The sequence below is a fragment of the Marinimicrobium sp. LS-A18 genome (assembly GCF_000463525.1).
GTDB classification, from domain to species: Bacteria; Pseudomonadota; Gammaproteobacteria; order Pseudomonadales; family Cellvibrionaceae; genus Marinimicrobium; species Marinimicrobium koreense.
Genome location: NZ_AWEP01000003.1, coordinates 34,773 through 54,764, shown reverse-complemented (window position 1 = coordinate 54,764; position 19,992 = coordinate 34,773). Strand labels below are relative to the sequence as shown.

At 60.0% G+C, this 19,992-nt stretch carries 22 protein-coding genes; 8 read left to right on the top strand and 14 right to left on the bottom strand.

All coding sequences use genetic code 11. The annotated features are described in order from the left end of the window. Positions 1-4: 4 nt before the first annotated feature. From N645_RS0106555 to miaB, 4 genes are all read right to left on the bottom strand, one after another. Entirely contained in the window at positions 5-904 is a 900-nt protein-coding gene (locus N645_RS0106555) for an HlyC/CorC family transporter (protein WP_024460706.1), read from the bottom strand. Next, positions 894-1,406 (bottom strand): rRNA maturation RNase YbeY, encoded by a 513-nt coding sequence (ybeY, locus tag N645_RS0106550; RefSeq protein WP_024460705.1) that lies wholly within the window; start codon positions 1,404-1,406, stop codon positions 894-896. Before ybeY ends, N645_RS0106555 begins: the two co-directional genes overlap by 11 nt. Before the next feature lies 1 nt (position 1,407). Continuing rightward, the gene (locus N645_RS0106545) at positions 1,408-2,457 is read right to left on the bottom strand and encodes a PhoH family protein (RefSeq protein ID WP_024460704.1); all 1,050 of its coding nucleotides are present in this window, start codon (positions 2,455-2,457) and stop codon (positions 1,408-1,410) included. Between the two features lie 426 nt (positions 2,458-2,883). Beyond that, complete coding sequence (gene miaB, locus N645_RS0106540; RefSeq protein ID WP_024460703.1) at positions 2,884-4,260, bottom strand: tRNA (N6-isopentenyl adenosine(37)-C2)-methylthiotransferase MiaB; 1,377 nt, start codon at positions 4,258-4,260, stop codon at positions 2,884-2,886. A gap of 170 nt (positions 4,261-4,430) precedes the next feature. Here miaB and N645_RS0106535 point away from each other — a divergent pair, with 170 nt between their 5' ends. Beyond that, complete coding sequence (locus N645_RS0106535; protein ID WP_024460702.1) at positions 4,431-4,766, top strand: DUF1820 family protein; 336 nt, start codon at positions 4,431-4,433, stop codon at positions 4,764-4,766. A 30-nt stretch (positions 4,767-4,796) separates the two neighbouring features. Here the strand turns inward: N645_RS0106535 and N645_RS0106530 are convergent, their stop codons facing one another. Further along, complete coding sequence (locus N645_RS0106530; RefSeq protein ID WP_051174332.1) at positions 4,797-5,060, bottom strand: hypothetical protein; 264 nt, start codon at positions 5,058-5,060, stop codon at positions 4,797-4,799. A gap of 112 nt (positions 5,061-5,172) precedes the next feature. On the opposite strand from N645_RS0106530, the gene N645_RS0106525 reads away from it, so the two are divergent. From N645_RS0106525 to N645_RS0106510, 4 genes are all read left to right on the top strand, one after another. Then, a complete protein-coding gene (locus N645_RS0106525; protein WP_024460700.1) occupies positions 5,173-5,835 on the top strand; it encodes a 2OG-Fe(II) oxygenase in 663 nt (220 codons plus the stop codon). Positions 5,836-5,956: 121 nt separating this feature from the next. After that, positions 5,957-7,405: a circularly permuted type 2 ATP-grasp protein gene (locus tag N645_RS0106520; RefSeq protein ID WP_024460699.1), complete on the top strand. Its 1,449-nt coding sequence runs from the start codon at positions 5,957-5,959 to the stop codon at positions 7,403-7,405. Between the two features lies 1 nt (position 7,406). Continuing rightward, on the top strand, positions 7,407-8,369 hold the full coding sequence (locus N645_RS0106515) for an alpha-E domain-containing protein (RefSeq protein WP_024460698.1): 963 nt from the start codon (positions 7,407-7,409) through the stop codon (positions 8,367-8,369). A gap of 5 nt (positions 8,370-8,374) precedes the next feature. Next, positions 8,375-9,391, top strand: a complete 1,017-nt coding sequence (locus N645_RS0106510; protein ID WP_024460697.1) for a putative zinc-binding metallopeptidase — start codon at positions 8,375-8,377, stop codon at positions 9,389-9,391. Here N645_RS0106510 and N645_RS0106505 read toward each other — a convergent pair. Both N645_RS0106505 and N645_RS17940 read right to left on the bottom strand, forming a co-directional pair. Continuing rightward, on the bottom strand, positions 9,345-10,091 hold the full coding sequence (locus tag N645_RS0106505) for a peptidase (protein ID WP_024460696.1): 747 nt from the start codon (positions 10,089-10,091) through the stop codon (positions 9,345-9,347). The two genes, N645_RS0106510 and N645_RS0106505, sit on opposite strands and share 47 nt — an antisense overlap. A 95-nt stretch (positions 10,092-10,186) precedes the next feature. Continuing rightward, on the bottom strand, positions 10,187-10,417 hold the full coding sequence (locus tag N645_RS17940; RefSeq protein ID WP_152521644.1) for a hypothetical protein: 231 nt from the start codon (positions 10,415-10,417) through the stop codon (positions 10,187-10,189). A 12-nt stretch (positions 10,418-10,429) separates the two neighbouring features. Here N645_RS17940 and N645_RS0106500 point away from each other — a divergent pair, with 12 nt between their 5' ends. The 3 genes from N645_RS0106500 to djlA are packed head-to-tail and all read left to right on the top strand — an operon-like array spanning position 10,430 to position 13,543. Further along, entirely contained in the window at positions 10,430-11,041 is a 612-nt protein-coding gene (locus N645_RS0106500; RefSeq protein ID WP_024460695.1) for a hypothetical protein, read from the top strand. A gap of 34 nt (positions 11,042-11,075) precedes the next feature. Beyond that, complete coding sequence (locus tag N645_RS0106495; protein WP_024460694.1) at positions 11,076-12,698, top strand: YdiU family protein; 1,623 nt, start codon at positions 11,076-11,078, stop codon at positions 12,696-12,698. Between the two features lie 38 nt (positions 12,699-12,736). Beyond that, positions 12,737-13,543 (top strand): co-chaperone DjlA, encoded by an 807-nt coding sequence (gene djlA / locus N645_RS0106490; protein ID WP_024460693.1) that lies wholly within the window; start codon positions 12,737-12,739, stop codon positions 13,541-13,543. Here the strand turns inward: djlA and N645_RS0106485 are convergent. From N645_RS0106485 to fnr, 7 genes are all read right to left on the bottom strand, one after another. Then, positions 13,518-14,276: a DUF1461 domain-containing protein gene (locus tag N645_RS0106485; RefSeq protein ID WP_024460692.1), complete on the bottom strand. Its 759-nt coding sequence runs from the start codon at positions 14,274-14,276 to the stop codon at positions 13,518-13,520. The genes djlA and N645_RS0106485 overlap by 26 nt on opposite strands. A 59-nt stretch (positions 14,277-14,335) precedes the next feature. After that, positions 14,336-15,553, bottom strand: a complete 1,218-nt coding sequence (locus N645_RS0106480; RefSeq protein ID WP_051174331.1) for a nitrate/nitrite transporter — start codon at positions 15,551-15,553, stop codon at positions 14,336-14,338. Between the two features lie 33 nt (positions 15,554-15,586). Then, positions 15,587-16,717, bottom strand: a complete 1,131-nt coding sequence (gene dapE / locus N645_RS0106475; RefSeq protein ID WP_024460690.1) for a succinyl-diaminopimelate desuccinylase — start codon at positions 16,715-16,717, stop codon at positions 15,587-15,589. A gap of 207 nt (positions 16,718-16,924) precedes the next feature. Then, on the bottom strand, positions 16,925-17,959 hold the full coding sequence (gene dapD, locus N645_RS0106470) for a 2,3,4,5-tetrahydropyridine-2,6-dicarboxylate N-succinyltransferase (protein WP_024460689.1): 1,035 nt from the start codon (positions 17,957-17,959) through the stop codon (positions 16,925-16,927). Between the two features lie 70 nt (positions 17,960-18,029). Further along, positions 18,030-18,380: an ArsC family reductase gene (locus N645_RS0106465; RefSeq protein ID WP_036160379.1), complete on the bottom strand. Its 351-nt coding sequence runs from the start codon at positions 18,378-18,380 to the stop codon at positions 18,030-18,032. Between the two features lie 186 nt (positions 18,381-18,566). Then, on the bottom strand, positions 18,567-19,160 hold the full coding sequence (locus tag N645_RS0106460; protein WP_024460687.1) for a DUF4202 domain-containing protein: 594 nt from the start codon (positions 19,158-19,160) through the stop codon (positions 18,567-18,569). Between the two features lie 40 nt (positions 19,161-19,200). After that, positions 19,201-19,953: a fumarate/nitrate reduction transcriptional regulator Fnr gene (gene fnr, locus N645_RS0106455; protein ID WP_024460686.1), complete on the bottom strand. Its 753-nt coding sequence runs from the start codon at positions 19,951-19,953 to the stop codon at positions 19,201-19,203. Positions 19,954-19,992 lie beyond the last annotated feature (39 nt).

The following is a 19,992-nucleotide window of genomic DNA, read 5'->3' as shown; positions in this document are numbered from 1 at the left end:
GGGGTTATTCGATCAGGGTCAGCCGCACCAGATGGATCTGGCGGTTGTCCGCGTAAAGTACCCGGAACTGGAAGTTGTCGATGGTGGCGACTTCGTTGCGCTTGGGCAGGTGCCCGAACTCCTGCATCAGAATGCCGCCGATGGTGTCGAAGTCCTCTTCGCTCAGGCCGGCATCGAAGTAGTCGTTGAAGTCGTCGATGGGGGTCAGGGCCTTGACGATAAAGTCGGTATCGCTGACCCGCTTGATGAACTCGTCGCTGACTTCCTCGTCGGTTTCGTCTTCGATGTCGCCGACGATCTCCTCGAGAATGTCTTCAATGGTCAGCAGACCGGCGATACCGCCGTATTCATCGATCACCAGGGCCATGTGGTAGCGCTTTTCCCGGAATTCCCGCAGCAGGACGTTCACCCGCTTGCTTTCGGGAATGATGTTGGCCGGGCGCAGGATCGACTCCAGGCTGAAGTCGGTATTCTCTTCGAGCATCATGCGCAGCAGGTCTTTGGCCAGCAGGATGCCTTTGATGTCATCGAAGCTCTCGCCAATCACCGGGAAGCGGGAGTGGCCGGATTCGATGATCTTGGGCAGAAACTCTTTGGGGGTTTCGTCGATACGGATGGCGACGATCTGGGAGCGGGGAATCATCAGCTCCCGCGCCTGAAGGAGCGAGACGTCCAGGGCCCCCTCGATGATACTCAGTGCCTCTTGGTCGAGCAGTTTGTTGTTGGCGGCTTCTTTGATGATTTCCAGCAGCTCCTCGCGGGACTGCGGCTCACCATTGAAGGCCTGCATCAACTTGTGCAACCAGGACCGGTCGGCGCGTTCGGTCTTGTCCGATCGGTCGGTTTTATCGGCTTTATCGGAGTAGCGGGTCTGAAGGCTGCTACTCGGAGGGTCATCGTTCATGGGTTTGAATCTGTCCTGTTGGTTGGCTTTCGCCGGGTATCGGTGCCTCGTCGTAAGGCGCCGGGTAGTTTAACCGAGTGAGAATCCGGGTTTCCAGGCTTTCCATCTGGTCGGCTTCCTCCGGATCAATATGGTCATAACCTAGCAAATGCAAGGTCCCGTGCACAAGCATATGGGCCCAGTGGGCCTCGGGGCTTTTGCCCTGTTCCTTTGCTTCCCTCGCCACCACCGGAGCACAGACCACCAGATCGCCGAGCAGGGGCAGTTCCAGCTCCTCGGGCAGTTCGGCCGGAAAGGACAGGACGTTGGTCGGTTTGTCCTTGCCCCGATAGCGGTGATTGAGGGCCTGGCTTTCGGCCTCGTCCACGATACAGACGCTGACTTCGGCGTCGGGCCGGGGGGCACCGGCCTCAAGGGCGGCGCCAATCCAGCGTTCGATCAGCTCGGAAGAGGGGAGGCCGCCGTCCACGGAGGCGACGGCGATATCGATGGTCAGGGGCACGTCAGTCGTCCGGGTTGCTCTCGTCGAAGGCGTCGTAGGCTTCCACGATGCGCTGCACCAGCGGGTGGCGCACCACGTCCTTGGCGGTAAAGTGGGTGAAGCTGATGCCATTGACGTTCGACAGCACCTCAATGGCGTGCCGCAGCCCGGATTTCTGGCCTTTGGGCAGATCGATCTGGCTGGGGTCGCCGGTGATGACGGCGGTGGAGCCAAAGCCGATTCGGGTCAGGAACATTTTCATCTGCTCCCGGGTGGTGTTCTGGCTTTCATCCAGAATCACAAAGGCGTTGCTCAGGGTCCGGCCGCGCATGTAGGCCAGGGGCGCCACTTCGATCACGTTGCGCTCGATCAGCTTGCCGACGGTTTCAAAACCCAGCATTTCGAACAGCGCGTCGTACAGCGGCCGCAGGTAGGGGTCCACCTTCTGGGCCAGGTCACCGGGCAGGAAGCCAAGCTTCTCGCCGGCTTCCACCGCCGGGCGCACCAGCAGAATCCGTTCGACTTCGTCTTTGAGCAGGGCTTCCACCGCGCAGGCAACCGCCAGGTAGGTTTTACCGGTACCGGCCGGCCCCGTGCCGAAGTTGATGTCGTTGGCCTGGATGGCCTTAACATAGCGCTGCTGATTGCCGCCCCGGGGTTTGATGGTGCACTTTTTGGTGCGAATCAGGGTCATGCCGCCGGAGGCCTGATCGCCACCGGTGCCGGATTCAGCGGCACCCTCGTCGGTCACGCGGTCGTTCAGTTGGTCCATAAGCTCCTCAATACCGGAGGTTTGCAGGGCAAGGTGAATTTCGTCGGGGGTGAGCTCCGCCGTGTTGGTTTCGCGGTAGAGGCTTTTGAGCAGTTCGGCGGCGGTCTCGGTGGTCTGGGCATCACCGGTCAGCGCGAACTGGTTGCCGCGGTTGCGAATCTGGATATTGAGGCGCTCTTCGATCTGGCGCAGGTGCTGGTCGAATTGACCACAGAGGCTGGCGAGACGGCGGTTGTCGTCGGGTTCCAGGGTCACCCGATGGGTGACGGCGTCGGGGCTGGTTACTGCGTGACTATTCAATGAGGTGTCGTTCTCCTGTGTATGGACTTACTTTAAGCCTAAACCATAAAAATGACGGCGAAAAGGCAAATCTTCGGCCGTTTGTTTCTTAGTCCGGGTGGTTTTGCGAACCCTGGGTTATAAGGGGCTTGGTGCCTGTCAGATCGTCCAGGCCCGCCGCCGGGTGACCTTTTGGCAAAACGCGATGAATACGTCCGTGTAGCTCCCTCGCTTCTTCCCTGAAGCGAGGGTTTGCCAAAAGGTCACCCGACGCCGCGCCCTCTGAAGTAGCGTCTCGCTTGGTTACGGCGGATGCGCTGCGCTTATCCGCCCTACGCGACCTGCCGTGATATGAGTAGGGCGGATAAGGGCGAAGCCCGCATCCGCCGTCACCCCTTGTCCGGTAGCGTGTCCGGACTCCCTACGAAGTCAATCTCTGACGAAGTATCAAGCTGCCCAACCCTGATCCAACTCCGAGCTCAACAAGGTCCCGCGCAGCGAATTCGGCAGTGCCTCTTCGATCAGAATGTCCGCAAACTTGCCGATCAACGCCGGGTCATCGCAGCGGAAATTTACCACCCGGTTGTTCTCCGTGCGCCCGGACAACTGACCCGGGTCCTTCTTGGAGTACCCGCTCACCAACACCCGCTCGGTATTGCCCACCATCTTGCGGCTGATGTCCTGGGCCTGCTGGGTGATACGGGTCTGCAGAATTTTCAGACGCTCTTTCTTCACTTCCATCGGCGTCTCGTCCGGCAGATCCGACGCCGGGGTGCCTGGGCGGGGGCTGTAGATGAAGCTGAAGGAGGTATCAAAGCCAATATCATGAATCAGTTTCATGGTGGCCTCGAAATCCACGTCGGTTTCTCCCGGGAAGCCGATGATGAAGTCCGAGGAGAAGCTGATATTCGGGCGGTTGGCCTTCAGGCGCCGCAGTTTGGACTTGTATTCCAGAGCGGTGTGGCCGCGTTTCATGGCCATCAGAATCCGGTCTGAACCGCTCTGTACCGGCAGATGGATGTGGCTGACCAGCTCCGGCACTTCGTTGTAGACATCAATCAGCGAGTCGCTGAATTCCAGCGGGTGAGAGGTGGTGAAACGGATGCGGTCGATGCCGTCGATGGCGGCGACGTAGGTGATCAGCTCGGCCAGGTCGACCACGGTGCCGTCGCTGTTTTCACCCCGGTAGGCGTTGACGTTCTGGCCCAGCAGGTTGATTTCCCGCACGCCCTGACCGGCCAGGTGCACGATTTCGGCGAGCACATCGGTGACCGGACGGCTGACTTCCTCGCCCCGGGTGTAGGGCACCACGCAGAAGGTGCAGTATTTGGAGCAGCCTTCCATGATGGAGACAAAGGCACTGACCCCGTCGGACTCTGGCTGGGGCAGGTGGTCGAACTTCTCGATTTCCGGGAAGCTGATGTCCACCACAGCGCTGTCGCCACGGGGGGTCTCGATCATTTCCGGCAGGCGGTGCAGGGTTTGGGGGCCAAAAATCATGTCCACGAAAGGCGCCCGCTTGGAGATGGCTTCCCCTTCCTGGCTGGCCACACAGCCGCCCACGCCGATCTTGAGGTCCGGTTTGGCGTCTTTCAGTGACTTCCAGCGGCCCAGCTCGTGGAACAGCTTCTCTTGGGCCTTCTCCCGGATGGAGCAGGTGTTGATCAGGATCACGTCCGCTTCTTCCGGGTTTTCAGTGGCCACCATCTGGTGCGATTCGCCCAGCAGGTCGCGCATGCGGGCGGAATCGTACTCGTTCATCTGACAGCCGTGGGTCTTGATATAGAGTTTTTTCGGCGTCGGGGTGCTGTGCTCGGTGGTCATGGCAACAACCTGGTTAAAAAATGGTCAAATTCGAGGTCGCGCATTATAGCGATCTTGGGCCTGAAATCCCATAGATTGATCAAAATCTACCCAAAAATGGGTCTATTCAGCACGGGATTTGTGCTATTCTTCGCGCCCTTTCGATTTGTCTGGAAAACCCGAGCAGTACTATGGCCGCAAAACCCGTCTACAAAGTCATTTTCGTCAATCAGGGCCAGGTCTATGAGGTCTTTGCCTGCGCCATCTATCAGAGCGAAATGTACGGCTTTATCGAAGTGGAAGAGTTCGTTTTCGGTGAGCGCAGCCAGTTGGTGGTCGACCCGTCGGAAGAGAAGCTCAAAAACGAATTCGCCGGGGTCAAGCGCTCTTATATTCCCATGCACGCCATCGTCCGTATCGATGAGGTGGAAAAGGAAGGCGCGGGCAAGATCAGTGAATTCAAGGGCGAGAAGGTCACCCAGTTCCCCTATAGCAATTTTGCCCCCAAGCCGGGCTCGGATAACTGAGTCCGGACGCCATCGCTGGCGGCTGATCTCTCAGCGGCTGAAAAAGCGGATCAGCCGCCCGATCAGCATCCGCAGGTGGGCCATCATGGCCCAGATAAAGCCCGCCCCCCCAGCCAGTAAGCTCGCCAATACCACAAGCTCCTGCTCGATCGATGGTTCGATCAGCGTATTCGCGATATACAGCCCAACCACGCCGAGAAAGAACAGCGAAACCCCCAGCCGAAACTGGCGGAAGCCCTGCTCCAGAGAGCCAGTGTAGTGGGCCTTTAAGGCGGCGAGCCATGAGTACTTCATAAAATTGCCGGGTTCGCGATTGAAAAGCGTGTATTCCGCGTTAATTTACGGTATATAGCCGTCTGACGGCGCCGGCCCCATGGCGCCCCTGAACGTATAGGCAGGATCACGATTGAGCACCCAACCCCTACCGCCCCGGGGCCCCTCCGACGGCGACACGCTGGATTATATCGCCGAGCAACTGGAAACCCGAGGCTATGCGGTGATCCCCGCCGCCGTCCCTCCGGCACTGGTGGATCGGCTGTTTATTGAACTCAAACAGCTCGACAGTGCCGAGTTCAAACCGGCCGGTATTGGCCGTCAGGACGACTTTCAGGTTAACCGGTTTGTGCGCTCGGACCAAATCTGTTGGTTACAGGGGCAGAGCGAGGGCGCCGGCGGTTTTCTCGATTGGATGGAGCAACTGCGCCAGGGGCTCAACCGCCGCCTGTTTCTCGGGCTGTTTGATTACGAAGCCCACTTTGCCAGCTACCCGCCCGGCGCCTTTTACAAGAAACACCTGGATGCGTTCAAGGGGCAGTCCAACCGGGTGCTGTCCACGGTGTTTTATCTCAACCCCCAATGGCAACCGAATGACGGTGGCGAGCTGGTGATATATGCCGAAGACGGTGAGTCCGAGCTGGAATGCGTCCGTCCCGAATACGGCAAATTGGTGATTTTCCTCAGCGAAGTGTTCCCCCACGAAGTCCGTCCCGCCCAGCGTGAGCGCTATAGCATTGCGGGCTGGTTCCGGGTGAACAACAGCTCGGCGTTGGTTCCTGATCCGCCCAGATAGTGGCGTCTACCCTGCGCAGGGAAGCAGGAATCCCGCTTGGCCTTTGTGGATTGAGCTGCTATCGTCAATGATTCCGCGCTTTTGCAGCGCGAGCATCACTCACAGCAGTAGGGATCCGGCTATGCAGATTGACTGGCGCGAATACGCCTGTGGCGACTTCTACGACGAACTGATCAGCTCCCCCGGCAACCCGCGCAAAGCGGCCCGCCATCTGGCCAACTACCTCGCCTCCCTCAGCGGTGAGGAGCTTCAGGAGCGCAAGCTCTCCGCCGAGCTGGCGATCAAGACCATGGGGATCTCCTTCACCGTCTACAGCGACGCGGGCAATATTGACCGCGACTGGCCCTTCGACATCATTCCCCGGGTGATTTCCCAGCGCGAGTGGGAGAAAACCGAGCGCGGCCTGATCCAGCGCCTCAAGGCACTGAACTGCTTTATTGACGATGTCTACAACGAGCGCAAGATCATCAAGGACGGTGTCTTCCCGGAAGAGCTGCTGGCGGACTCCAAGAACTTCCGGCCGGAGTGCATTGGCATGAAGCCGGCGTTTGGCGTCTGGGCGCATATCTGCGGCACCGACCTGATTCGCGACGAGAAAGGGCAGTTTTACGTCCTGGAAGACAATCTGCGGGTCCCCTCGGGCGTGTCCTACATGCTGGAGAACCGCAAGGTCACCAAGCGGGTGCTGCCGGAGCTGTTTGAAAACCACACCATTCTGCCGGTGACCGAATACCCAAACCAACTGTTCGATACCCTGGCGGCGATTTCGCCGCGCCCCATGGAGTTTCCCGAAGTGGTGGTACTTACTCCGGGCATCTACAACTCCGCCTATTTTGAACACTCCTACCTGGCCCAACAGATGGGTGTGGAACTGGTGGAGGGCAGCGACCTGGTGGTGGAAGACGACATGGTGTACATGCGCACCATCAATGGCCTGGCCCGGGTGGATGTGATTTACCGGCGGATCGATGACCTGTTTCTCGACCCGGAGATGTTCAATCCCGATTCGGTGCTGGGTGTACCGGGGCTGATGCGCGCCTGGCTCAAGGGCAATGTCGCCTTGGCCAATGCCCCCGGCGCAGGGGTGGCGGATGACAAGCTGGTCTACACCTACGTGCCCAAGATGATCAAATACTACCTGGACGAAGACCCGATTCTGCCCAATGTGCCCAGTTATCTGTGCAACGACAAAAAGGATCGGGACTATGTGCTGGCCAACCTCGACAAACTGGTGGTCAAGCCGGCCAATGAGTCCGGCGGCTACGGTATGTTGATGGGGCCCCAGGCGAGCAAGAAAGAGCGGGAAGCCTTCGCCCAGAAAATCAAGGCCAATCCGCGCAACTATATGGCGCAGCCGTTGATGTCCCTGTCCACCGCGCCGGTGGTGACGCCGCGCAACGCCGAACCGCGGCACATCGACTTGCGGCCGTTCATTCTTCAGGGGAGGGATCATCATGTCACCCCCGGTGGCCTGACCCGGGTGGCGATGACCAAGGGCTCCTTTGTGGTGAACTCCTCCCAGGGGGGTGGCAGTAAAGACACCTGGATCGTGGTTGAGGGGGATAAATAAGATGTTGTCACGAGTTGCAGAACGTATTTACTGGATGAGCCGATACATGGAGCGCAGCGAAAACGTGGCGCGCCTGGTCAACGTCAATTCTCACCTGCTGATGGATCTGCCCCGGGGTATCCGGGTGGGCTGGGGCTCACTGATCAAAATCAGTGGCACCGGCGATTACTTCAATCGGGGCGATACCGAGGAAGCCGATGAGCGCACGGTGGTGCGCTTCATGCTGTCGGATCGCGACAATCCGGCCTCGCTGCTCAACTCACTGAGCTGGGCGCGGGAGAATGCGCGTATCACCCGGGAAATCATTCCCATGGAAGCCTGGGAGCTGATCAACAACCTGTATCTCGAGGTGAAGGACAATCTGTCCAAGTCGGTGGCCCGGCGCGAGCGCAACCGCGTGCTGCATACGGTCATTGCCAGCATTCAGCAGTTCACCGGTCTGCTGGCGGGCTGTATGAGTCACAACAGCGCCTATGACTTCATCCGCATCGGACGCAATCTGGAGCGGGCCGATATGACCACCCGCATTGTCGATGCCGGCTCGGCGAACCTGTTGCCCCACCTCAGCGGTGAGGAAGATGTACTGGAGCCCTACGACAATATTCTCTGGATGAGTGTGTTGCGCTCGCTCAGCGCCTATCAGATGTACAGCCAGCATGTGCAGGACCGGGTGAACGCGGAGGATGTGGTGACCTTTCTGTTGCAGGACGGTATGTTTCCGCGCTCAGTGTCCCACAGCCTGGGTGAGCTGGAATCCTGCCTGCACAAGTTGCCCAACAGTGATGAAGCCCTGCGGGCGGTGACCGGCGTGCGCCGTCGCCTGCGCAGTGCCAACATCCCCGAGCTGCTCGAATCCGGCCTTCAGGAGTATGTCGACAACGTGCAACTGGAAGTGGCGGATATTCACCGGCAGATTGCCAATACCTGGTTCCTGCCTGTCGCCCCTCAGGCCCAGAGCCAATAACCCCTATGAAAGACTTCAAGTGCACCTGCGGCCAGCGCATTTTCTTTGATAATAGCGAGTGCCTGAACTGCGGGCGCCTGCTGCGGTTTGATCCCGAGCGGCAGGATATGGTGGCGCTGATCCGCGAAGCCGACGGAGTGTTGGTGAGTGCCTCGGGCGAACGCTTTCACGACTGTCGCAATCACATCGAGTATCAGAGCTGCAACTGGGTGCTGCCCGCCGGTGATCGTCACCGCTACTGTCGTTCCTGTCGATTGAACAAGATTGTGCCGCACCTGGAACGCCCCGGGAATGTGCGCCACTGGGCCAAGCTGGAATCGGCCAAACGCCATCTGATCTACACCCTGATGCAGCTCGGGCTGCCGGTGCAGGGGCGGCATGAGGCGCCCAAAATCGGCCTGCAGTTCGCGTTCCTGGAGGACAGCCGCTCCAACGCCAATGTGCGTGAATCCTATGTGGCCACCGGCCACGCCATGGGGTTGATCACCCTGAACCTGGCCGAGGCGGACGATGCCTACCGGGAGCGGATTCGCCAGCAACTGGGGGAGTACTACCGGACCATTCTCGGGCACTTTCGCCACGAGAGCGGTCACTATTACTACGATCTGCTGGTGCGGGGGACGGCCTGGGAGCAGGAGGTGATCGAGGTGTTTGGCAATCCCCACGTGGATTATCAGCAAGCGCTGAAAAGCCATTATAAGCAGGGGGGAAACCCGAATTGGCAGGGTACCCACATCAGCGCCTATGCTTGTTCACACCCGTTGGAAGACTGGGCCGAAACCTGGGCGCACTACCTGCACATGTGGGATACCCTAGACACCGCCCGGGCCTTTGGCTCCGCCCCCGTGGTGGCGACGGATTCGGTGGACGAGCTGGTCCAGAGCTGGGTGGAATTGACCGTGGTGCTCAACGCTCTGAACCGCAGTATGGGCTTGCCGGACGCCTACCCGTTCGTGCTGACCGACTCAGTGATCGCTAAGCTTCGTGTGATTCATCGGGTGATTGCGGCTGCCAGTCAATAGGCGGCAGTTGCACAAACGCCTCCACCAGACGCGCGTCCCAGGCCTTTTTCAATTCCCGCAGGTATTCGTCGTCTTCATCGAAGCGGTTGTGTTGACCGGTGAAGGAGTCCTTCTCGTAGCGCAGCAGCTCGATGGGAGGCCCCACCGTCAGGTTACTGCGCATGGTGGAGTCCATGGAGACCAGGGCGCACAGAGCGCTGGTGTCCAGGTCGGTCTTGGCGGTCAGGATACGGTCCAGAATCGGTTTGCCGTACTTGCTTTCCCCGATCTGCAGATAGCGGGTGTCTTTCGACGTGGTGATATGGTTGCCCGCCGGATACACCATCATCACCCGGGGCTTCTCGCCCTGGATCTGCCCGCCGATGATAAAGCTCGCCTCAAAGTTGGCGCTGGTGTTATCGGAGTGTTTTTCCTGCTGGGCGCGGTTGACCTCACCCAGATACTCGGCGGCGTCACTCATGGACTCCACCGTCTTCAGGCTCTGTTCGGCGTCATCCTTTATATCCCGCTTCAAGCGGGAAATCACCGCCTGAGTGGTGCCCAGATTACCCGCCGAGAGCACCACAAACTGACGTTCGCCCTCGATTCCGAAGCGGTACATCTTGCTATAGGTGCTCACCTGGTCGACCCCGGCGTTGGTGCGTGAATCCGAACAGAACACCAATCCGTTCTCGACGTTGATGGCCAGGCAGTAGGTCATAGTTGGGCTCGCCCAGTAACTCAAAGGGCGCCTAGGTTAAGAGCAGTCACCCGGAGCGTCAAGGAGCGGGTGACCGAAGGGGCGGGCAGGGGCTGTCAATTTGCCCGACGAGGCCCCGGATTCATTGGCTTGGCGCGGGTTCTGACGGGGAGGGTTTTGTCGAAGGGCTTTACAGAAATGGCGCCAAAAGTAGCATTTTGACGTTCGCGCATATCGGTTTTTCTGTAACCTTTTGTTTTTAATGATTTTTTTTGGGTTGGCTCTTTCGTTGCATTAAACGCCATATCGGGTTGGCACTTAAACCCACCAACATTGGCATGCGACACGGACCTGGACTCATGAAAGACGGAATTCATTTCACACAGCGTTGGCTCAAGGGCCTGGCTATAGCTTTTCTGCTTGGAGCGCCCCTGGCGAGCGCCGATCTGATCACCTTTGATGATCTGGACCCCTCAGAAGGCAGTGTGTCCGAACAAGGCTATGCGGGGTTCAACTGGGACAGTCGCTGGGGGTTGGGCGAGTCCGGTATGTCGGGGTTCGGCGATGCGGCGCACAGTGGTAGCCAGTTTCTGTTCAATCAGGGGTTCGAAAGTAACCTGGAAATTACCCGCGATAATCCCTTTGATTTTATGGGGGCCTATTTCGCGTCGACCAGCAATTACAACAACATGTCGTTCTGGATTACCCTGGTGGCTTATGATGGTCAGGGCAATAAGGTCGGCGAGCTGGTCGACGCGCAGATCAACCCGGACTTCGAAAACCAGCCGCTCTGGATTGCGGCTGACTTTACCAATGTTTCCAGGCTGGTCGTTGACGCTGCCGGTGGCATCTTCGCCATGGACAGCCTGCAGTTCCGGGATACAGCCGTTTCGGTCAACGAGGCTGGTGGCTTCGTCTTGCTGCTGATCGGTCTCGGTGGCCTCTGGGCGGCCCGTCGCCGCGTCCATTAACCCCCGCGTCGGGGCCAGATGATATACTGGCCCCATGACCGATACCTCCTCTTCATTTCGTCACCTTCCCCAATTCGATAACCGCTGGTTGAGGGCCTTGCCGGCCGACCCGGTGGCGGACAATGTGCCGCGCCCGGTCACCGGCGCCAGCTACAGCTGGGTTGCCCCGCGCCGGGCCAGTGAACCGACTCTGGTTGCCTACGCCCGCGAAGTGGCCGATACGCTCGGGTTCCTGCCTGAAGACTGTGACAGCCAGGCGTTTGCCGAGGTGTTCGCCGGCAACGCGCTGTTGCCCGGTATGGAACCGCACTCCACCGTCTACGGTGGTCACCAGTTTGGTCACTGGGCCGGGCAGTTGGGTGATGGCCGGGCCATCAATCTGGGCGAAATCCTGAACGAGGCGGGTGAGCACTGGACCCTGCAACTCAAGGGTGCGGGGCGCACGCCCTATTCCCGGGGCGCCGATGGTCTGGCGGTGCTGCGCTCCTCGGTGCGCGAGTTTCTCTGCAGTGAAGCCATGCATCATCTGGGCGTTCCGACCACCCGGGCGCTGAGTCTGGTGCTCACCGGCGATAAAGTCGAGCGGGACATGTTCTACGACGGCAATGTCCAGTGGGAGCCCGGCGCGGTGGTCTGCCGGGTGGCCCCATCGTTTACCCGCTTTGGCCACTTTCAACTGCATGCGGCCCGCCAGGAGCATGATCTGCTCCAGCAGCTGCTCGACGTGACCATACAGACAGACTTTCCGCACCTCGGCGCGCCGGGCCGTGACACCTACCTGCGCTGGCTGGAAGAGGTGGCGGTGCGCACTGCCGAGATGGTGGCCCACTGGATGCGGGTGGGTTTTGTCCATGGGGTCATGAACACCGACAATATGTCGGTCCTGGGACTGACCATCGACTACGGCCCCTATGGCTGGCTCGAAGGCTACGACCCGGACTGGACTCCCAACACCACCGACGCCCAGGGGCGTCGCTATCGATTCGGCGCTCAACCCCAGGTGGCACTGTGGAATCTCGCTCAGTTGGCCAATGCCATTCATCCGCTGATTGGCGAGGTAGAGCCCCTGCAGGCGGTGCTGGATGTCTATCGCGAGGAATATCAGCGCTGCTGTCAGCGGGATATGACCGCGAAGCTGGGCCTGAGCCGCTGGGAGGATGGGGACTCGGTGCTGGTGTCTGAACTGCAGCAGGTATTGCAGAGCGCCGAAATCGATATGACAATTTTCTTCCGCCGCTTGGCGGATTTCCATCTGGATGGCGAGACTCACGGAGAGGAGGCGGACAGCGCTCAGCTGCTGGAGCCGGTCCTGGAAGCCTACTATCAGCCACCGACCTTCGAAGCCGAGCACACCATGGCCGAATGGTTGCGTCGCTATCGGGACCGGTTGATTCAGGACCGGGTACTGCACGGTACCGAAGCCGCTCAGCGGCGTGCCCAGATGAACCGCACCAATCCCAAGTACGTGCTGCGCAACTACATGGCCCAGCAGGCCATTGATCGGGCCGAAGCGGGGGATTTCAGCGAAATTCACCGGCTGCAGGAACTTCTGCGTCATCCCTACGATGAACAGCCGGAGCACGCCGCTTACTTTGCCCGCCGACCCGAATGGGCCCGGCGCAAGGCGGGCTGCTCTATGCTCTCCTGCAGCTCCTGATGATCTGAACAGTTAAAGGATACGATCGATTTATGATGATTCTCGGAAAACTCATTGGCGGTGTGCTCGGCTGGTTGATGGGCGGCCCCCTGTTGGCGCTGCTCGGCCTGGTGGTGGGCCACCTGTTCGATAAGGGGTACAACCAGATTCAGGCGGAGGGCTCGCCCGAGCGGCGTCGGGAGATCGAACAGACGTTCTTCGAGACGGTGTTTCGCCTGCTGGGTCACCTGGCAAAGGCCGACGGCCGGGTCTCCGAGTCGGAAATCAAGCAGACCGAAGCCTACATGAATGAGATGGGGCTTACCCCGGAACATCGCCAGCAGGCGATTGCCTTGTTCAAGGAAGGGGTGGCGGCGGATTTTGATCCCGATGCCCAGGTGGCCCGATTCCGCGAGGTGTGCGGTCGTCGCGCCAATCTGGTGCGGATGCTGCTGATCTACCTGGTCAACATCGCTCTGGCCGACGGCGAGCTGGATGAGCAGGAAGTCCAGGTGCTGCGCCAGATTGCCCTCGGGTTGGGCCTGTCCAGCGCCATGTTCGAACAGTTACTGCGGATGATCCAGGCCCAGAACAGCTTCAGTGGCCAGCAGCGCTACCAGGGTGGGGCCAGTGCCGGACCGTCAGCCCGGGACCGGCTCAGGCAGGCTTATGATGCCCTGGGTGTCTCTCCCGAGGCGAGTGATGCCGAGGTGAAGAAAGCCTACCGAAAGCTGATGAGCGAGTACCACCCGGACAAGCTGATCGGGCAGGGGGTGCCTGAGGACATGATCAAGGAGGCCACCGAGCGCTCCCAGGAAATCCGCACCGCCTATGATCTGATCAAGGAAGAGCGCGCCCGCGCCTGAACCCGCGCAGTAATAGTGCGCCGGACAGGGCCCAGAGAATCAGGGTCAGTAGCAGCAGGAGCGCACCGATAAAGCCAAACAGGTCCGGCGCCTTCATCAGTGTGGTCATCAGGGAGTCCTGGTAGTAGAAAAACCAGGGATGATCTTCGGGGAAGGCGTATTCGTGCAGCCAATAGAAGACCTTCACCGGGCCGACCACCCAGAGCGCGACACCGCCAACCGCCAGGCTGGCTCCGGTCACCCACAATACCTTCCGTGGTCGCGGTGGTGTCAGCTGGTGCTGGCGCACGTAGAGCACCAATACGACCAGCAATACCGCCGCCGTCAGGCCCGCCAGATAATAGTGATCCACCAGCCGAGCCACATCCTGAAGGTGAATGACTTCGGGGAGGCGCATCAGCGTGGTGCTTTGGCCATTGGGCAGGGTGTACTGAATCTCCGCCAGACCCTCGCCACTGCTCTGAATGCTGCGGGTGATTTCGCCGAATAGGCGCACATGCTCTTCCTGTGAGGTCTCTCCAAACCCGGTTTTGTAGCGGTTTTCCGGTCCGAAACGCTCGATGTGCTGATCAATATCCAGGAGCGGGTAGGCCAGGGAAAACCCGAAGTCCACTTGAGCGAGCAGGTGCCAGGCCAGCAGACTGGCGGCCAGAAAGTGGCTGACAAACAGAAGTGGCCACAGCGCCAACCGGTTGAACCAGTGGCTGGATTGATGAAGCAGTGATGTCAGCATGGGCCTTCCTTTAATCGTGGAGAGCCCATGATGCCAAGAGTCGAGAGATCCGGAAAGTCTTACTGTTTTGTCTGCTGCGGCTTATAGGAAAACTGCACCAGAATCAGGGCGGCAATGAGTACCCAGCCGGTGCCGCTGAACATCTGCTGGGCGGTCAGGTCCCGGTCGATCAGCACCCCGAACAGAAAGGGCGAGATGGCGGTAGAGATGATCATCAGGGAGCTCATCAGGGAGCGGATGGAACCGAGCTTGGCGGTACCGTAGACCTCAGCCCAGAGCGCGCCCCCCACGGGACTGCCGGAGCCAATGGTCATGGCCAACAGCATCATGAACGGCGGCGCCACCCAGTTGCCTTCCAGGTAGGCCAGGACAAATACCGCCCCGGTCAGCGGGACCAGGACGAAACGCAGTACCGTCTGGGCGCTGAAGCGGTCAATCAGAATGCCGGTGACCAGTTGCGCCACCCAGTGGGTGACACCATAGATGATGAAGCAACTGGCCAGCCAGGCGGCCGACCAGTCTTTCTCGGCCAGAATAAAACCCTGCTGGATGAAAATGCCGGTCACCATAAACGGACCGCCCAGCACCGTGGGCAGAGCCAGCCAGAACCGGTAATCCTTGAGCATGTCCCGGCGCCCGGCGCTGCGCTTGAGTACCTCAGCGTCCGCGGTGGCGGGGCGGCTGCGGGTATCCACCGGGGCCTGCTTGAGCAGCCAGAGCATCAGGGGAATGTAAACCACTACGGTCAGCAGGGCGATGACGCCCCAGCTGCCTCGCCAGCCAATCAGGGTAATCAGTGCCACCGCCGCAATGGGCAGAATCACCTCGCCGACCGGTACGCCGCTGGCCGATACGCTCAGTGCCTTGCCCCGGTCCCGATCGAAATAGCGCGCCATGGTGGTCTGTGCCGTGTGGGGCAGCAGTCCCTGGCCGCAAAAACGCAGGAGAAACAGGCCGAGCAACAACAGCAGGGGGTGATACGCCAGCGCCATTACGATGCCCGCGAGCGTGAGCCCGACGGCTGAGAGGGAGGCAAAGAAACGCAACGGCAGCCGGTCAATCAGCCCCCCGAACACCATGATCAGGAGGCCGCTGGTCAGTGTGGCAATGGAATACAGTGACCCGTACCGACCGGCGGACAACCCCAGGGACTCCTGAATGGGCGTGCCGTACCAGCTGATGAAAAACGACTGGCCGAAGTTACCCCAGAAAATACTGATAAACCCAAACGCCAACAGCGGCCAGGATTGGGCGATAAAACGAAAATAATTCTGCACAGTACCCTCTCGGTCTCCAGCAGGTGATCGACTTTAGCGGGTGAGCAGCCGTTTGAGCGTGCTCTGATAGAGCGCGGTCAGGGTGTCCAGATCCTCCGCCTTCACACACTCGTCCACCTTGTGAATGGTTTCATTGCGCGGACCGAGTTCGACCACCTGGGCTCCGGTAGGTGCGATAAAACGCCCGTCCGAGGTGCCGCCGGCGGTGGAGAGTATCGGCTTCTGCCCGGTGTGCTGTTCTACCGCTTTGACGACGGCGTCGACCAGCTCGCCCTCGGCGGTCAGGAAGGGTTGGCCGCTGAGCTTCCAGTCCAGCTCGTAATCGAGCTTGTGCTTGTTCAATATCGCTTGGGTGCGCTCGCGCAACTGTGCTTCAGTCACTTCCGTGGAAAAGCGGAAGTTGAACACCACCTCCACTTCGCCGGGGATCACATTGGTGGCTCCGGTGCCGCCGTTGATATTGGAAATCTGGAAGCTGGTGGCCGGAAAGAATTCGTTGCCCCGATCCCACTCCTGTGCCGCCAGCTCGGCGAGCGCCGGGGCGGCTTTGTGAATCGGGTTGTCGGCCAGGTGAGGGTAGGCCACATGCCCCTGAACGCCTTTGACTCGCAGGATGCCACCCAGAGAACCCCGGCGACCGTTCTTGATCACATCGCCCACCCGGTCGGTACTGGAGGGCTCACCCACGATGCACCAGTCGATTTTCTCCTGACGGGCTTCCAGCCACTCCACCACTTTCACGGTGCCGTTCACCGAGGGGCCTTCCTCATCGCTGGTGATCAGAAAACCGATCCGGCCCTGATGATCCGGATGCTCCGCCACAAATTGCTCGCAGGCCACAACCATGGAGGCCAGAGAGCCTTTCATATCCGCCGCGCCCCGACCGTAGAGCATGCCGTCTTCGACCACCGGTTCGAACGGGGGGTGTTGCCACTGAGTTTCCGGGCCGGTGGGCACCACATCGGTGTGCCCGGCAAAAGCCAGCAGCGGTCCGTCGGTGCCCCGGGTAGCCCAGAAGTTGTCCACCTCGTCAAACCGCAACCGTTCCACCTGAAAGCCGATGGCTTCCAGGCGCTGGATCATCAGGTCCTGACAGCCGACGTCCTCGGGGGTAACCGAGCGGCGGCGGATCAGGTCGTGGGCGAGTTGGAGTGTGGGGGTCATAGCAGGTCTCTTGGGGTGTCGGCGGATGCGGCTTTTGGGAACGGCGGATGCGGGTCTTTACCGCTGCGCTCGACCCCTACGGATACGGCGGTGGTTTCGGTTGCGGCGGATGCGCTTCGCTTATCCGCCCTACGCGGGTTTATACCGCTGCGCTCGGCCGTAGGGCGGATAAGGCCGACGGCCGCATCCGCCGTAACCTAACCTAACTTAATTGTTAACGTGCAACGCCTCGTTCAACTGCACCGCGGTCTTGTTGGTCACACATTCGACCCGACCGGTCAGGGAGTTGCGGCGGAACAACAGGCCGGACTGGTTGGCCAGCTCCCGGGCCTTGACGGTGTTCACCTCATTGCCCTGATCGTCCAGGACCACCACCTTGGTGCCCGCCGTGATGTACAGACCGGATTCGATGGTGCAGCGATCGCCCAGCGGAATGCCCGTGCCGGCATTGGCGCCCAACAGGCACTCCTTGCCGATGGAAATGATGATGTTGCCGCCGCCGGACAGGGTGCCCATGGTCGAGCTGCCGCCGCCGAGATCGGAGCCGGACTCGACAAATACACCGGCGGAGATACGACCTTCGATCATGCCCGGCCCGGCGGTACCGGCATTAAAGTTCACAAAACCTTCGTGCATGATGGTGGTGCCTTCACCCAAGTAGGCACCCAGGCGAACCCGGGCGGTGTGGGCAATCCGCACGCCCTTGGGCACCACGTAATTGGTCATTTTCGGGAATTTGTCCACGCAGGCCACTTCCAACAGATCGCCAGCCAGGCGGGCCTGGAGTTGACGCTCCGGCAGTTCGTCCAGATCCACCGCGCCCTGATTGGTCCAGGCCACGTTGGGCAGGCAACCAAACAGACCGGTCAGGTCGGTACCGTGAGGTTTGACCAGTCGATGGGAGATCAGGTGCAGTTTCAGGTAACCCTCGGGCACCGATTGCGGCGCACTGTCTTCGGCCAGCAGCGTCGCGACCAGCGGGCGCTTGCTGTGAATGAAGGAACGGGCAATGGCCGCCTGGACATCGTCTCCGGCCTGCTCAAGCGCCTCAGCCAGGCCTTGCATCTTGTCGACGTCCAGCTCGATCACCTGGTTGCCGCCCTGATAGTTCAGCGCCTGGGCCACGGCGGAGGCGGTGGCCTCGGCCGGGTTGAGCAGAGGCTGAGGGTAGAAAACTTCCAACCACTCGTTGTTCAGATTCTGGGTGCCGACACCAAGGCCGAGGCTGTACAGTTGAGTCATGGTCATGTCCTGTGGGTCATTACGTTAATACGGAAATTGAAAGAAGCGCGATGCGGTGCGAGAGGCCCGCTCAGCGGGCCAGCCAGGCGGTGTAATCGTCTGCCTTGAATCCCACGTGGCGGGCATCGCCGGTATCAAGCAGCGGACGCTTGATCAGGGTGGGGTTCTCGAGAATCACCGCGGCCGCATTGTCAGCGGTCATTTGCTCCCGGGTGGCTTCGTCCAGCGCTTTCCAGCTGGTACTGCGTTTGTTCACCAGGTCCATTCCCAGCTCGCTCAGCCAGCCGGTGACTTGGGCTTCGGTCAGCCCATCGGATCGCAGGTCGTGAAACCGGTAGTCCACGCCCTGGTCGTCCAGCCAACGGCGGGCTTTCTTGACGGTGTCGCAGTTTTTGATGCCGTAGAGGGTAATCGCTGCCATGAAATGTTCACCGGTTTTGCAAAACCGGCAATTGTAGCAAATTTTAAGGTGGGTTTGGCGGGCGCGGTGAGTTTTGGTGCGGGTGTGGCAATAGTGGATGTGTGCGGTTTTGCGGGTTACGGCGGAGCGCAGCGGTATAGACAAGCGTAGGGCGGATAAGCGAAGCGCATCCGCCGTAACCCAACACTATGCCCCCAGCGCCTTGTGAATCAGCCGCCCCATAGGCTCCGACAACGGCAGCTTCAGCGCCGCCTCATGGCCCTGCTCCGACATCTTGTTCCAGGTCTTCTGGATGATATCGATCAGCTTTTCCTCGTCGTGCTTCTGGGCGAAGTCTTCCAGGTAATGGCTCAGAAAGACCAGACAGATCACATCCTCCAGAGTCTGCACCTCCGGGTCGCGCTTGAGATTGCGCTTGATCAGCATGTCCTGGACCCGGCGGATGGTGTCGTCGTCATAGCCGTGCTCCGCCATGATCTGACCGGCCACCCGGCCGTGGTGCAGGGCGAGCTGGCTGCGCCACTTTTTATAACCGGCCCGGCCGTCGGGGTAGTCGCTGCGTGGACTCTCCCAGCGGCGAATGTGCTGGCAGCGCGCGGCCAGTTGCAGGGGTTCCGAGGCATCCGGACAGAAGACGTTGAGAGTTTCGGTCATGCGTCGGCCGTACAGCCACTCTTTGGGGTGGCTCTCCCCCTGATCCGTTTCCCGGTTCGGGTCTTCGGCGTTGGCGGCGTCGAACGCGGCCAGAGTCTGATCGAGTCGGGTCTGAGAATCGGGCATGGGGCCTAATAAATCCTGTGGGGTTGATCGGCAAACGGTGTCAGTGGCGCTGGCTGGCCAGTTGGCGCAGTTGCTCCATATCCAGAATATGGATTTCCTTTTTGTCGACAGACAGCACTTTCTGCTGCTGCAAGCGACTGAACACCCGGCTGATGGTCTCGATGGTCAGCCCGAGAAAGTTACCAATATCCGTTCGTGACATGGGCAGTCGGAAGGCGGTGGGCGACAGCTTGCGGCGCTGGTGGCGGCTGGAGAGACTCAGCAACAGGGTGGCTACCCGCTCTTCGGCGCTGCTTTTGCTCAGCAGGCTGATCAGCTGCTGGTCCTGGGTGATCTCCCGGCTGAGCAGTTGAAAGACATTGCGCTGCAGAGAAGGGATTTTGAGGCTCAGATCCTCCACCTGTTCAAAGGGGATTTCACAGATGGACGAGGTTTCCAGCGCGACCACGGTGTTGGTATACCGGTTATCGGCGATGCCGTCGAGGCCCACCAGTTCGCCGGGCAAGTAGAAGCCGGTCACCTGCTCTTCACCCTGTTCGTTGAGGGTGGACGCTTTGACGGCACCGGAGCGGATCGCGAACAAAGCGTCGAACGGATCTTCCGCCCGATAGAGATGTTCGCCCTTGTGCAGTGGACGACCGCGCTGGACGATGCGGTTCAGCTGATCGACGTCATCCAGATGCAGACTCAGCGGCAGGCACAGAGTATTCAGACGACAGGTGCCGCAGGAGGTCTGGGGGTCATGACTGCAACTGGTTTCAGAGGTGCTGATCCGGATCATGGCATCTTCCATAAAGGTCGTGAGGCTATTGTTGCAGCTTTGTCTGGCAGG

What these genes read in the sequence shown, in the direction of transcription:
- dapE (WP_024460690.1), bottom strand. Translation starts at nt 16,717, where the DNA reads ATGACCCCCACACTCCAACTCGCCCACGACCTGATCCGCCGCCGCTCG.
- N645_RS0106465 (WP_036160379.1), bottom strand. Translation starts at nt 18,380, where the DNA reads ATGGCAGCGATTACCCTCTACGGCATCAAAAACTGCGACACCGTCAAG.
- fnr (WP_024460686.1), bottom strand. Translation starts at nt 19,953, where the DNA reads ATGGAAGATGCCATGATCCGGATCAGCACCTCTGAAACCAGTTGCAGT.
- N645_RS0106515 (WP_024460698.1), top strand. Translation starts at nt 7,407, where the DNA reads ATGTTGTCACGAGTTGCAGAACGTATTTACTGGATGAGCCGATACATG.
- N645_RS0106510 (WP_024460697.1), top strand. Translation starts at nt 8,375, where the DNA reads ATGAAAGACTTCAAGTGCACCTGCGGCCAGCGCATTTTCTTTGATAAT.
- miaB (WP_024460703.1), bottom strand. Translation starts at nt 4,260, where the DNA reads ATGACCACCGAGCACAGCACCCCGACGCCGAAAAAACTCTATATCAAG.
- N645_RS0106500 (WP_024460695.1), top strand. Translation starts at nt 10,430, where the DNA reads ATGAAAGACGGAATTCATTTCACACAGCGTTGGCTCAAGGGCCTGGCT.
- N645_RS0106505 (WP_024460696.1), bottom strand. Translation starts at nt 10,091, where the DNA reads ATGACCTACTGCCTGGCCATCAACGTCGAGAACGGATTGGTGTTCTGT.
- N645_RS0106555 (WP_024460706.1), bottom strand. Translation starts at nt 904, where the DNA reads ATGAACGATGACCCTCCGAGTAGCAGCCTTCAGACCCGCTACTCCGAT.
- N645_RS0106535 (WP_024460702.1), top strand. Translation starts at nt 4,431, where the DNA reads ATGGCCGCAAAACCCGTCTACAAAGTCATTTTCGTCAATCAGGGCCAG.
- N645_RS0106530 (WP_051174332.1), bottom strand. Translation starts at nt 5,060, where the DNA reads ATGAAGTACTCATGGCTCGCCGCCTTAAAGGCCCACTACACTGGCTCT.
- N645_RS0106485 (WP_024460692.1), bottom strand. Translation starts at nt 14,276, where the DNA reads ATGCTGACATCACTGCTTCATCAATCCAGCCACTGGTTCAACCGGTTG.
- N645_RS0106460 (WP_024460687.1), bottom strand. Translation starts at nt 19,160, where the DNA reads ATGCCCGATTCTCAGACCCGACTCGATCAGACTCTGGCCGCGTTCGAC.
- dapD (WP_024460689.1), bottom strand. Translation starts at nt 17,959, where the DNA reads ATGACTCAACTGTACAGCCTCGGCCTTGGTGTCGGCACCCAGAATCTG.
- N645_RS0106495 (WP_024460694.1), top strand. Translation starts at nt 11,076, where the DNA reads ATGACCGATACCTCCTCTTCATTTCGTCACCTTCCCCAATTCGATAAC.
- N645_RS0106520 (WP_024460699.1), top strand. Translation starts at nt 5,957, where the DNA reads ATGCAGATTGACTGGCGCGAATACGCCTGTGGCGACTTCTACGACGAA.